Genomic DNA, 14762 nt, shown 5'->3' with positions numbered 1-14762 from the left:
AGCGCTTTCATTTTGATAGGATTCATTGTGAAAGTGCTGAAAGATGCTTATATGATTGTTGTAAAAAAAGGTGTTTTGTGGAGGTGTTGTTTGAGCACTGTCCTTATCTAGGGGCCGTACTAGTTGTAAGCTAAGAGGTTGAGGTTTTTGAATTTGAAGGGGGATAGAAATAGTAAGCGCAATCAATCTACTGCTGATTACCTCGATAAAATTGTATTGGCAATACGAGACTTCACGTTGAAGTTTTGGGGCGATGATTTTATGAATGTTAACACCAAGGCATAGCAGAATGAATGGGGGAGTACAAATGAAAGGGCTTACTTTCAGAAATGCGTTTAAGCGCATTTTGTCTATCGTTGTTTCCATTACTTTTATGGCCACACTCCTTCCTTTATCGGCAGGAGTAGCTGCAGCAGCAGAGACAACAGCACAATCGATGATGACGGATTATCAACCAACGATTACTGAGACCATCGATGCGAGTGGTTTCAAACATCCCGGTGTCGGACTTACCAAGGATGTTCTTGAAAATATGAGGACCGAGGTACGGGCGCAAAAAGAACCTTGGAATACCTATTTTAACGCGATGCTTACCTCTTCATCCGCTTCTAAGACCGTCACGTCCAGCAATCAGAGCGGCACCGATTCTACGAAACCGGGCACTTATACATTTAATAGTCAGGGCGTTGAATCCAAATTTATTGCAGATGCTTTGAAAGCGTATACCCAGGCGATTTTGTATGTTGTAACCGGTGATGAGACTTACCGGGCCAATGCGATGCATATTATCCGGATATGGTCCCAGATGGATCCTGGGCAATACGCGTATTATAACGATGCGCATATTCACTCGGGAATCCCGCTCAACCGTATGGTTACCGCAGCGGAAATCTTGAGATATTCCAGCTATCAAACTGCATCACTTGCGTGGACGGATCAAGATACGGCTAATTTTACGACCAATCTGATTACGCCGGTCATCGAAACCTTACAGCATAATAACAATTATTTTATGAACCAGCATCTTTATCCGCTAATTGGTGCTATGGCGGGTTATATCTTTACCGGCAACAGAGACCGATATTATGAGGGCGTAGAGTGGTTTACCGTTAACAAGACGGCTGTAGACCAGGGGCAAAACGGCTCCATTAAGCAATTATTCAGATTGGTGACTAAAAATGACTTGACAGGTGAGACGGTTGATCCACCGGTAGTTCAACACGTCGAAATGGGCCGCGACCAAGCGCACGGCGCCGGAGACGTCACCAATATGGAACTTTTGGCGCGTTTATTGCTTGCCCAGGGAACCAAGGTAGATCCGGTGGAAGGGACGCTTTCCACAGCGCCGAATGCTGTAGGTCCTTACGAATTTCTGAATGACCGAATCCTGGACGCTTCTGAGTTTTTTGCCAACTACATGTTGGGTAACGATACACCGTGGGTTCCTACTGCGGCACATACCGATGCCAACGGCAATCCAACCATCATTTATAAACAACTGGCAGGTGGTTATAGAGGAAGGCTGACACAAAATACGTGGGAGCTGTTCTATTACTATAAGTATGTCAGAGGAATCAATATGGAAGAAAGAGCTCCTTACTTTACCAAAATGTTCTCTGATCGGGTGATTTACAATTGGGACGGAGTAGATGGAGGCGGAGATTTCTGGCTCTTTATCCCCCCGGCAGCCGAGGCTGAGGGTACCAAGTATCTTGTGAAGCCTATAGTAGATCCATATCGGGAAATTGAAGACCGGTACTCGGCGCTCGACAGCAACTCTGCTACTATGCAAGATGGAGCGACTTCTTACGTTAAGATCAACGCAACGGAAGCGGGGAGCAGAATTGCGCTTGTTGGTTCCGGTAACGGGACGAGAAACATTGGATTCAGGATTCGGACCAATGGCGTAGCTAAAATGGAAGCGTTCGGTGATACATTAACGCTGCCGGATACCAAGGGGCAGTGGAGATATGTGACCTATGCGTTTAATGCTTACCAAGGCTTGGGCGATCTCCTTTATATCACTATTAAAGGCACTGGCACGACGGTTGATATCGACCACATTAATGTGCAAGCAGGAACACTGCTGACACCACCGGTATTTACGGCGGGAAGTGCAGATTTGAATGTATTTACCTATGTAGGGTCTACTACCACGATCAATTATGATTTCTCCGCAACGGACACAGGTGCAACCGATGTAGTCACTTATCAGATCGATAATAAGCCTGAGGGTGCCGTGTTCGATGAGAGCACTGGAGCATTTTCGTGGAAGCCGACACAAGTGGGGACCTATTCCTTCGTAGTTGAGGCGTCAGACGGAACTACGGTTACAACGAAGGACGTAAAAGTAGTAGCAACCAATGACCGGCAATCAGCAGTAATCGCAGTAATCGCTCCGTATAATGCCAATACACTTTATATTAGTTCGACTGTTAGTAATTATAATCAAGCGAATGCTGACGTGATGAATGTGATCTCAAGTGCGTCTGATGATGTGTTCTATCAGAAACTGGCGAACTTGAGCAGTGCAGTTAAAGGGCTTCAAATATTGACGCCGTCGTTAAGCGACGAAAGCATGAATTATTCTAATATGTTTGTTTCTTCAACCTTCGGCACTGCAGTGCCAAACCTTTTGGATAATACTCCTGACAGCTTTGTATGTTATTGTGTAGCTCAGAATTTGAGTCATATCATGGACTTTGGGCCTAGCTTTAAAGTTTCGGCAACTGCTTTCCAGCTTCAGGTAAGAGCCAGTTTTCCGGAACGTATCGGCGGTGTTGCCATGTTTGGATCCAATGATAAAGAGACTTGGACACGGTTAACACCCGGCCTGACAACGGTTACGGAAGATATGCAAACTCTTCAGGTGCAAGATGACCTCAAGAATCAGCAATTCCGCTTCTTGAAAATGCAAATGATTCAACCATCGAGTTCCATGCTTGAAGTGGCTGAATTCAGAATCTTTGGAGAACGTCATGAGGCGGTAAACAAGCTTTCGTCGGTTTCCATCAGCTCGGATCAGAGCTTGAAAAACCGAATTGTTGCAGGCAATACAGTGAAATTGTCCTTCCAGTCGACAGAACCGATTAATAATGTGAATGTAACGATTCAAGGGCAACCTGCAACGGTTACTACTGCCGACAATTTGAACTGGACTGCTGCGTGGGTAGTCGATAGCAGTGTTGCAACAGGTACAGTTAAATTTAACCTCAACTACAAAACGGCTGCAGGTATTGATGCCGAACCAGCCATTTTCACAACTGACGGCTCTTCCTTATTCATTGCCGACCAGACAGGGCTGATCAGCAATCTGCTGGATATTACCACATTAATAGATTCCAGTGGAAGAAACCAGACAGATCTGCTGGCAACGGCAAGTACATTGTTTGACAACAATTTAGGCACTATAACGGATTTTCGGCTAAATGGCAGCGGATACGGAGCCTATATCACCTTCGACTTTAAGGAAGGTGGCCAGGCAACGCTTTCGAAGGTCGACGTAATCTCAAGGCAAGATAGTAACTACACCAGAATCAGCGGTACCGTGGTTCAGGGCTCCAACGATAATACGAATTGGACCACCATTTCTAACGCAGCAGGTAAGACAGATGTTTGGCAGACCTTAACGATCAACAGCACACAATCGTACCGCTATATCCGCATCACCAACGGGAACAATTGGTATGGGAATATGGCTGAACTGAGATTGTATGGCGTGAAGGAATCCATTAACAAAATCCAGTCGGCTTCAATTAGCTCGAGTCAGAACCTTAATAAGAGGATTGTTCCGGGGAACACAGTCAAATTAGCCTTCACAGCAAAAGAAGCGATCAATACCGTCAATGTCACGATTCAAGGCCAGGCTGCAACGGTCAGCACGACAGATAATATCAACTTTACGGCCGCGGCGACCATACCTCAAGGCGCAGCAGCGGGAACCGTGAAATTCGCCATTAATTACAAGCAGCAAAATGGAAAGGACGGATACCCGGCCTCTTCTACAAGTGACGGCACTTCGCTATACCTTGTTGACGAGTCGGATGCGATTAAAAATGTGACCAGCATCACGAATTTAATCGATTCTACTTCAGGCAGATCTGCAGCAACAACCTTATCACAGGTGAATAGTCTGTTTGACAGCAATTTAGGTACGATATCCGATTTCCGTATTGGCAGCAACAATTCCGGAACGGGAAGTTACATTATCTTTGACTTTAAGGCAGGCAATCAAGCTACGCTGACGAATGTGGAGTTGATTGCAAGACAAGATACCAATTATACGAGAATTAGTGGTACCGTGATCCAAGGCTCCAACGATAATACGACATGGACGACGCTCACAGCAGCAGCGGGAAAAACGATGGATTGGCAAACCTTAGCGGTTGCCAGTAAAGTACCGTACCGTTATATCCGGATTTTCAATGGAAACACTTGGTACGGGAATATGACTGAAGTGAGATTCCATGGGGTTGTGAAAGCAGCGGACGTGACGCCTCCGGTAACAACCGATAATGCATCGCAGGGATCGGTCAACAATAATTCGACGGTAAGCCTCAATGCCGTTGATGCAAGCTCCGGTATTGCGGCAACCTACTTCAAAGTAGACGGCGGCGCGCAGCAAACCGGGAACACGGTTACGTTGACCACCGAGGGAACGCATACGATCGTGTATTGGAGCGTGGACTGGGCAGGCAATGTGGAGCAGCAGCATACGGTCACTGTAAATATCGCCGATACTACTCCGCCTGTTGTGGCCGGCTTGTATGCAGATATTACAGTGCCGACCAACAAAGATGTTCATGTGACCATCTACTATCCGCTTGACGCGGCGGTGATGGAGTACAAAGTGGGGGATAACGGCGTATGGACCGTGTACACTGCTCCTGTAACTGTTTCCGACAACGTAACGGTGTATGCAAGAAGTGCGGATGCTGCAGGCAATGTCTCGGACGTGGCGAGCTACACGGTCAGCAACATTTACAAGACAGCACCTTCGGACGCAATCTTCACAGCTGACATGACAGATCCGACCAATGGCAATGTCACCTTGACGATCAGCTATCCGGACAACGTGGTGGTCAAGGAGTACAAAGTAGGAGATAACGGCACATGGACAGCTTATGCTTCGCCTGTGACCACATCCGTCAATGTTAGCGTCTATGCACAAAGCAAAGACATTGTGGGCAATGTATCGAATGTGACCCACTATACCGTAAGCAACATCGACAGGATGCCGCCTGCGGACGCCGTATTGTCCGCCGACGTTACAGCGCCGACTAACCAGGATGTGACTGTAACGGTCACCTATCCGGACGATGCTGCGGTGAAGGAGTACAAGGTAGGCGATAACGGCGTTTGGACCGCGTACGGCGCTCCTGTGCTTATCTCCGAAAATAGCACGGTGTATGCAAAAGCTACGGATGCTGCGGGCAACGTCTCAAACGTCTCCCAATATGTGGTCGGCAATATCGACCGTATTGCACCATCTGAAGCGACTTTGGTCATAGATACCACAGCTCCGACCAATCAAGGTGTTACCGTAACGGCCACCTATCCGTCCGATGCAGCGATGAAGGAGTACAAAGTGGGTGAAAGCGGCCCGTGGACGGCCTATACGGATCCCGTTGTTGTCTCAGACAATGACACCGTTTATGCAAGAGGAATGGATGCTGTAGGCAATGTATCGAATGTAACCAGCATAATTGTAAGCAACATTTATAAGATTGCTCCTATTACCACCGCAACTTTAAGCCCTGCTTCGCCAAACGGCAAGAACAGCTGGTACACATCGGATGTTACCGTTAGCTTATCGGTATACGCCAGTGTATATGGAGGAGCTGTGACAACGGAGTACCAGATCAATGACGGTGACTGGGTGGTATACACCGGATCCATTCCTGCCTTTGGTGAAGGAGCTTATAAGGTGGGTTACCGCAGTACGGATGAAGCCAGCAATGTAGAACAACTCAAAACGATTGAGTTCAAAGTGGACAAGACAGCCCCTGTATTATCTGTCCAGTTGGACAAGACGTCGATTTGGCCGCCGAATCATACCATGGTGCCTATCAATGCCACTCTACTTTCGAACGACGACGGTTCAGGAGTTGAATCTGTGGTGTTAACCTCCATCACAAGCAATCGACCGGATAGCGGTAAAGGCGATATTCTTGCCAATTTCGGTACAGCCGCCACTTCATTCAGCGTGCGTGCGGAAAGAGGGAATATCTACACCATCACGTACACGGCAACTGATAAAGCGGGCAACAAAACGGCTGTATCTGTAACCGTCACCGTGCCTCACGATCAATCCAGCAATTAATAAGTAGAATCACATGAAACCGGAAGGAAAGCATTCATGTCTTCCTCCCGGTTTCAATAAATCTTCTCTTTCTGTGCGCATCTATTACCATGAAGCCTCCATAATCGAGAGGTGCTAATGTCGGCACAACGCAACTGAATTTCTGTTTCTGGTTGATTTTTTAATTAAATGGAGGAATGCATAATGAAGGTTCGGAAACGGCTTAGATATGGAAATAGTCTTAAAAGTATGTTGTCTTTACTTGTTTCCATTTGTGTAATGGCAATGATTCTGCCTTTAGCGGCGGGAGTAGCTGCTGCGGAAACAACAACTCAATCGATGATTACGGATTATCAACCAACGATTAATGAGGTCATCGATGCAAGCGGTTTCAAACATCCCGGTGTCGGACTTACCAAGGATATCCTTGAAAATTTGAGGACACAGGTAAGGGCGCAAAAGGAACCTTGGAATACTTATTTTAATCAAATGCTATTATCTTCTGCCGCTGCAAAGACCGTCACGTCCAGCAATCAGAGCGGTACTGATCCTACGAAACCAGCTAGTGATGCTTTTAATAGCCAGGGTTTTGATTCTAAATTTATAGCCGATGCTTTGAAGGCTTATACCCAGGCTATTTTATATGTTGTAACCGGTGATGAGACTTATCGAGCAAATGCCATGCATATGATCCGCATTTGGTCGCAGATGGACCCTGCGAAATACGTATATTTTACAGATGCGCATATTCACACGGGAATCCCTCTCAACCGTATGGTTACCGCTGCGGAAATCTTAAGGTATACAAGCACTCAAACAGAAGAACTGAAGTGGACGGATAAAGATACGACCGATTTCACGACTAATCTGATCACTCCGGTAATCGAAACCTTTCAGCATACGAATTACCGCTTTATGAACCAGCATCTTTATCCGCTGATAGGAGCTATGGCAGGTTATATTTTTACCGGCAACAAAGACAGGTATAACGAGGGAGTTGAGTGGTTTACCGTAAACAAGACCGCTGTAGACCAGGGTCAAAACGGCGCTATCAAGCAACTATTCAGATTGGTGGATAAAAATGACTTAACCGGTGAGACGGTAAATCCTCCGGTAGTTCAGCATGTCGAAATGGGCCGGGACCAGGCGCATGGCGCCGGAGACGTCACCAATGCGGAAATTTTGGCGCGTTTATTGCTTGCCCAGGGAACAAAAGTCGATCCGGTAGAGGGGACTATTTCCACAGCGCCGAATGCTGTAGGACCTTACGAATTTCTGAATGATCGAATCCTGGACGCTGCTGAATATTTTGCCAAGTTCATGATCGGTTATGATACACCATGGATTCCTGTGGCGGCACATACCGATGCCAATGGAAATCCAACTATCATTTATAAAGAACTGTCACAGCAATACAGAGGAAGATTGACTCAAAATACGTGGGAGCTATTCTATTACTATAAGTATGTCAAGGGAATCAATATGGAAGAAAGAGCTCCATACTTTACCCAAATGTTCGCTGACCGAGTGATTTACTTTTGGGATGGAGTAGATGGAGGAGGAGATTTCTGGCTCTTCATTCCTAAAGCAGCTGAGGCTGAGGGTACAAAGTATCTTGTAAAAACAATAACGGAACCATTGAGAGAAATTGAAGATCGTTACACGGCTTTTGACAGTAATTCTACCACAAAACAAGAGGGAGATACTTCCTTCGTCCAGATCAAAGCGACGGAAGCGGGAAGCAAAATTGCGCTCGTAGGTGCAGGCACCGGCGAGAAAACCATTGGATTCAGGATTCGGACCAATGGGGTAACCAAACTGGAAATGAGCTATAGTATTAACGACACGTTGACGCTGCCGGATACGAAGGGGCAGTGGAGATATGTGACCTATAAGATGAATGATTTCCAGGGCTTGGGTGACCTTGCGTATTTCAAAGTAATTGGAGCCGGCACTACGGTTGACATTGACCACCTTAATTATCAAGCAGGAACATTGCTGACGCCTCCGGTATTTTCGGCAGGAAATAAAGCTGTACACTTATTTACCTATGCCGGGTCTCAGGCAACGATCAATTACGATTTCTCTGCTACAGACGCGAGTGCTACCGATGTAGTTACTTATCAGATTGATAATAAACCTGAGGGTGTAGTGTTCAATGAAAGCACCGGCGCATTTTCGTGGAAGCCGACACAAGCCGGAACCTATTCCTTCGTAGTGGGGGCGTCGGACGGAACCACGGTTACAGCGAAAGATGTTATAGTTGTCGTAACCAATGATCGGCAATCGGCAGTAAGCGCAGTAATCGCTCCGTATAATGCCAATATTAGTTATATTTCGTCAACCCTTGATAATTATAATCGGGCGTATGCTGACGTCATGAATCTGATCTCCAGCGCATCCGATGATGTTTTCTATCAGAAATTATCGGACTTGAACAATGCAGTTGAAGGTCTTCAATTATTGACGCCATTGCTAAGCGACGGAAGCATGCACTATGCCAATATGTTTGTTAGTTCAACCTTTGGAACTCAATTACCCAACCTTCTGGATAATTATGCAGGCAGTTTTGCAGGATATTACTTAGCTCAGAATTTGAGTTATTTCATGGATTTCGGGCCTAGCTTCAAAGTGTCGGCCAATGCCTTCGGGCTCCAGGTAAGAGCCAGTTTCCCCGAACGGATCGGCGGTACTGCCATATTTGGATCCAATGATAGAGTGAATTGGACCCGGTTAACGCCCGGCCTGACAACGGTTACGGAAGATATGCAAAGACTTGAGGTACAGGATGATCTCAAAAATCAGGAGTTCCGATACTTGAAAATTCAAATGATTCAACCGTCGAGCACCATGATTGAATTGTCCGAAGTCAGAATCTTTGGAGAGCGCCATGAGATGGTTGATAAAATTCCGGGCACTATTGCCGAAGCGCTGGTGGAAGCGGCGAAGCTGCCTGTCGAAAATTACACGAAACAAAGCTATTATCTGTTCCAGAAAGAATTGGAATATGTGAAGAACGCAGTCGGCAATCCCGATTATACCGAGCAAGAGCTGATTAACGAAATTTATGATGCCCGCAGTTTGTTGGTACCGTACACAACGTCGCTGAATTCGTTCGAAGGAAACGCAAAGAATACGTTCGGGTTTTCTTCGTCCACTGACGGAACTGTCTTTGGAACCGAAGCTTACGCGGCAGGAAAGGTTGGGCAAGCGATCAGCCTGAACGGAACGGATAGTTACGTTATGCTGCCGGCCTCTCACCCTATGTCCAATTACAACGAGATCACATTGGCAACCTGGGTGTACTGGAAGGGAAGCAGCCAGTGGCAGCGGATCTTCGACTTTGGCAACAACACCAATCAATACATGTTCCTTACGCCGAGATCGGGCAGTAACAAGCTGCTTTTCGATATCAAGAACGGCAGCAACGAACAATCCGTGGAAACTGCGCAAATGCCGGCCAATCAATGGGCGCATGTGGCGGTGACACTGGGCGGCGGTACGGCGAAGCTGTATGTGAACGGCGAACTGAAGACGACCAAAAGCGGCTTCACGATCAAACCGAGCGATTTCATGCCTGGCACGAACTACATCGGCAAAAGCCAGTTTCCCGATCCGCAGTTTAACGGCATGGTCGACGAATTCCGCGTATACAATCGCGTCTTAAGTGATGCCGAGATTGGGGCCGTGTATACCCAAACAGGAGTTGGGTATGACAACAGCTTGCTCACGTTCTTGTTGGATCGAGCTGCTGCAGCAGGCAATGCCGGCATTTATACGGCTGACAGCGTGCAAGCTTTGCAGCAGGCTATCCCTGCGGCGCAAGCTGTCGCCTCAAATACTAGCGCAAGCCAGGCTCAGCTTGATGCTGCAGCCGATAGTTTACGGGCGGCCTACGAAGGTCTGATCTATCTGCCGGGCGTTCCGGCGATCGCTCCCGTAGCGGACAAAACCGTTATAGCGGGTAATCAGCTTACCTTCAAGCTGCATCCGTTGAATTCCGTTGCCGGCACTGTATTCAGTGTCAGCGGACTGCCGCAAGGAGCGGTTTTCGATGCGGATAAGCGGACCGTCGTATGGACACCGGACAGAACGCAAGGAGGCGTCTATACCGTAACCTTAACTGCTGCAGCGAACGGAGGGACAACTTCCCGTACCGTCAAGATCACCGTTAAGGGTCAACCGGTCATCGCTTCCAATGAAACTGTGGAGCTTATGTCAAAACAGGCGTTTACGTATCAGGTAAGAGCAACGGATCCGACTGGTGCCACGCTGACCTACAGCGCAGCCAAGCTGCCTTCGGGCGCGGCGCTAGACTCGGTCACGGGCGCCTTCACATGGACTCCTGCTCATGCGAATTACGGCGACAACTTTGTCACCTTTATAGTGAGCAACGGCTTGTATAAGATCAGCCAAACGGCCCAATTTAAGGTCAATCTCGGCATGTTGAAGCCGGACGGCTATACCAAGGGCAGCTACTATCTGTATCAGAAGGAATTCGAGCGGATCCAAGCTGCGCTCGCTTTGCCGGGTGCCGATAAAGCGGCGCTTGTCGCGCAGCTCGCTCAAGCCGAAGCGGCGCTGGTGTCAACAATCACACTCACTGCGCCGAAAGTTGACGTGTCGTCTTCGATGGTCGTTGCTTCCACTGTAGCCTGGCCTAACGCCAGCGCAGGGTCGGCCGCAGTGAACGGATGGCGGGCGTTTGACGGCAATACGGGCACCTATACCGATGCCACGGCCAACCCAAGCTGGATTCTCGTCGATTTGGGAGAAGGCAATGCCAAATCAATCGGCAGCGTCAGGTTCTATCCGAGAAGCAATTTTGTGCCCCGGATCAACGGCTCGATCATTCAAGGTTCGGGCGATGGAACGAACTGGACCGATCTTTATACGATTAACGGCATCGGTGCGTTGGCATGGAATTCAGGCGCGATTACGAATACGACGGCCTTCCGTTATCTGCGCTTCTATTCTCCGAGCGGGAGCTCGAACGTCGCCGAGCTTGAGTTCTTCGAGAAGCCGATCGACCGAACCCTGATTAATGTCTTGAATTCGGAAGCCAATGCGCTGAACGGCACGAAGTACCCGGCGGATCAATGGCAAGCCCTACAGAGTGCACTTGACAAAATGAATGCTGTGCCGGCTGCCGCGTCTCAGGAGATCATTGATACGGCTACCGCGGATGTGATTGCCGCGCTGAAAGCGCTGCCGCCGGTGACGACGGCTGCTGTCTCACCAGCTCAGCCGGACGGGCTGAACGGATGGTATGTACACGCTGTAACTGTTACCCTTAGCGTCCTTAGCGTTTATGACAATCTGTCGGGCGCAGCCAAAACCGAGTACAGTCTGGACGGCGGACGCACATGGCAGGCTTATGCGTCGGAGTTAACGTTCGACAAAGATGACAAATATACCATGAGCTACCGCTCGACGGACAATGCCGGCAATGCTGAAGAGGCCAAAACAATTAGCTTCAATCTGGATGCGACTCTACCTGCGATTACGGTTTCCGGCGTGGTATACGGAACGTTCAACGATTCCGGGGATATGACTCCGATCATTGAGCTGAGCGATAACTTGTCCGGAGTTGATGGCAGCAAGACAACAGTTACGCTGGATACGTATGGCATACAGCAAGGAGCGACTATTCCACTCTATACGCTGCCTCTCGGCTCGCACACGCTGGTCGTAACAGCAAGCGACCTGGCAGGGAATACAAGCAGCCAGACGATCATGTTCCAGACTACGACCAGTATCCAATCCTTGCAGGCCTTGGTCACACGCTTTAAGACTACCGGATGGATCGATAACGCTGGCATCGCAAACAGCTTGCAAAGTAAATTGGTCGCGAACAATCTGGCCGATTTCGTAAGCGAAGTACGGGCGCAAAGCAGCAAGCATATCTCTGTGCAAGCCGCAGGCTACTTGCTTCGGGATGCCAAGTATTTGCTTACTCCATAAAATGACGTATCAAATTTGCTTAGTGTAATAGCCTTTTGTTTTTCAGCTCCCTCTTGTGCAGACAGTATGGAAATAAACATTCCAATTGCACGAGAGGGAGTTTTTCATACACCCTGATTCGGCAAGGCCGGTATTAGGGCGAGGTTGATATTTTGCAAGGGAGGGATGCGATAGGAGAATTGCAGGTAAAGCAGCTGCGGCAAAAAAAAGGCTTTATGAGTGTTCAATACAAAAAGGAGATGATTTATGATGAAGAAGATTTTAGCGGTTTCAATTATTTTAAGCCTTCTGGTGAGCATGATAGGCTATGTTAATAAAGGGCAAGCAGCTACTGCCTTTGTACATCCTGGCATACTGCATACACAGGCAGATTTCGACCGTATGAAGCAGATGGTTAACGCGGGCACACAGCCGTATCTGGACGGTTATAATCAACTGGTGGGCAGCCCGCTTTCTTCATCCAATTGGACCCCGCGTGCTACGGATACGATCATTCGCGGCGGCGATGGCGACAATGTATCCTTGTTATACATCGATATTGCCCGCGCTTACCAGAATGCCTTACTATGGAAGATCAACGGCAACACGGCTAACGGAGATACGGCGCGCAACATTCTGAACGCCTGGTCGTCCACACTTACGACGATCTCCGGCAATGCCGACCGCTATTTGGCTTCCGGACTTTACGGATATCAGCTGGCTAACGTGTCAGAGATTATGCGTGGCTATTCCGGTTTCAACGTGACCCAGATGCAAAACATGCTATTGAATGTATTTTACAAGCCTCTTAACGAGCGCTTCCTTATCGGTAATGAATACGGCGGGGATCACAACGACTCGTTCATCCAAAATTACTTTGCGAACTGGGATCTGAGTAATATGGCTGCGACAGTTGCGATTGGGATTTTTTGTGACCGCCGGGATATCTACGATATAGGAGTCGAATATTTTAAAAACGGCGCTGGAAACGGTTCCATCTATAATGCGATTCCATTCCTGCACCCGGGTGGGCTCGCACAGTGGCAGGAATCTGGACGCGACCAGGCGCACACACAGCTGGGGATCGGATTAATGGCTTCGATAAATGAAATGGCTTGGAATCAAGGCGACGACTTGTATGGGTGGGCCAATAACCGCTTCATGCGCGCTGCCGAATACGTGGCCAAATATAACAACGGCAATGAGGTACCGTTTGCGACCTATGAATGGGGCTCCGGCACCAACGGCGCCATTCAAACACAAACCGTGATTTCCGATGCCAGCCGTAATGAATTACGTCCGATATGGGAAATGATATACAACCATTACGCCAACCGCAAAGGGCTGTCGGTGCCCAATATTGCCGCCCGCGCCCAACTCGTGAGACCTGAAGGCGGTCCAAACACTTCCTATGGCTCGACATTTGACCAGCCCGGATTCGGTACACTTCTCTATACCCGGCCGTCCGGCAGCGGCGGAACTGCAACTCTTCCCGGTGGTAATATTCCTGACGGCACTTATCGGATCATCGTGCGCAGTACCAGCAAAGCTCTGGATGCAGCCGGAACAGCAAATGGTTCAGCAGTACAGCAATGGACACCTAATGGAGGAACTAATCAACAATGGGTGGTTACCCATCTTGGCGGCGGCCAATATAGTGTTAAAGATGTGCGGAGCGGTAAAAATCTGGATATAACCAGTGGGTCTCTGGATCATGGCGCCAAATTTGAGTTGTGGAGCAGCACTGGCGGAGACAATCAGAAATTTGCTTTTCTCCCTGTAGGCAGCGGCTATCACCGCCTCACCCCCGTGCATAGCAACAAACCAGCAGACGTGGAAGGCAATTCCACCTCAGATGGAGCCCTTATCCAGCAATGGCGATATGTTCTTGGCAATAACGAGCAGTGGAGGCTCGAGCCGATATCCGTAAACGTTCGCTTGCAATCGTATAACTTTCCGGACCGTTACATTCGTCACAGTAACTATCGTGCACAGATAGATGCCAATGTTTCTCCGGTTCAAGACTCTCAGTTCAAGATGGTTACCGGATTGGCTGATTCGACGGGAGTTTCGTTCGAGTCCATCAACTTCCCTGGGAGCTACCTGCGAGTCCGATCCAATGGAGAAGTTTGGCTGGATTCGAACGATAGCACGACAACTTTCAAAAATGATGCAACCTTCCGTCGCGTGGCAGGATTGGCGGACGCTCAAAAATCGTCCTACCAAATGTGGACGGATTCGACCAAATATCTGCGCCACTCCAATTATCTGATGTATGCTCAGGCCGGATCAGGATCGACGTTTGATGCCGATGCGACATTCACTGAAGTCGCTCCTTAGATACGGTTGCTTCCGTAACAGTGCCTCAGTATCAATCAGGAATTCATTAAGACAAGAAACCTCTCTGGAAGAAATATGGATATCGGAGGACGGCAAATCTGCCATCCTCCCTTTTTTTGCGGATATTGCAGGCGGATTTAAAGAAATCTGATGAAATCGAATAATATTGCAATAGATA

Annotated in this window: 3 protein-coding genes; all 3 read left to right on the top strand. The window is 48.3% G+C overall.

The features are described 5' to 3' along the window. Positions 1–307: 307 nt before the first annotated feature. The 3 genes from QFZ81_RS23640 to QFZ81_RS23630 all read left to right on the top strand — a co-directional run bounded on the left by QFZ81_RS23640 (position 308) and on the right by QFZ81_RS23630 (position 14584). Positions 308–6322 carry an OmpL47-type beta-barrel domain-containing protein gene (locus tag QFZ81_RS23640; protein WP_307605038.1) on the top strand — a complete coding sequence of 2005 codons (6015 nt, stop codon included), beginning with the start codon at positions 308–310 and terminating at the stop codon, positions 6320–6322. A 183-nt stretch (positions 6323–6505) separates the two neighbouring features. Continuing rightward, positions 6506–12265: a LamG-like jellyroll fold domain-containing protein gene (locus QFZ81_RS23635; protein ID WP_307605036.1), complete on the top strand. Its 5760-nt coding sequence runs from the start codon at positions 6506–6508 to the stop codon at positions 12263–12265. 246 nt (positions 12266–12511) lie between these two features. Continuing rightward, positions 12512–14584 (top strand): AbfB domain-containing protein, encoded by a 2073-nt coding sequence (locus QFZ81_RS23630; protein WP_307605034.1) that lies wholly within the window; start codon positions 12512–12514, stop codon positions 14582–14584. Positions 14585–14762: the final 178 nt, after the last annotated feature.

The sequence above is a fragment of the Paenibacillus sp. V4I9 genome, from assembly GCF_030817295.1.
Lineage (GTDB): Bacteria > Bacillota > Bacilli > Paenibacillales > NBRC-103111 > Paenibacillus_E.
The sequence above is the reverse complement of the archived record's forward strand: the minus strand, read 5'-3'. Positions and strand labels throughout refer to the sequence as shown.

What these genes read in the sequence shown, in the direction of transcription:
- QFZ81_RS23640 (WP_307605038.1), top strand. Translation starts at nt 308, where the DNA reads ATGAAAGGGCTTACTTTCAGAAATGCGTTTAAGCGCATTTTGTCTATC.
- QFZ81_RS23635 (WP_307605036.1), top strand. Translation starts at nt 6,506, where the DNA reads ATGAAGGTTCGGAAACGGCTTAGATATGGAAATAGTCTTAAAAGTATG.
- QFZ81_RS23630 (WP_307605034.1), top strand. Translation starts at nt 12,512, where the DNA reads ATGATGAAGAAGATTTTAGCGGTTTCAATTATTTTAAGCCTTCTGGTG.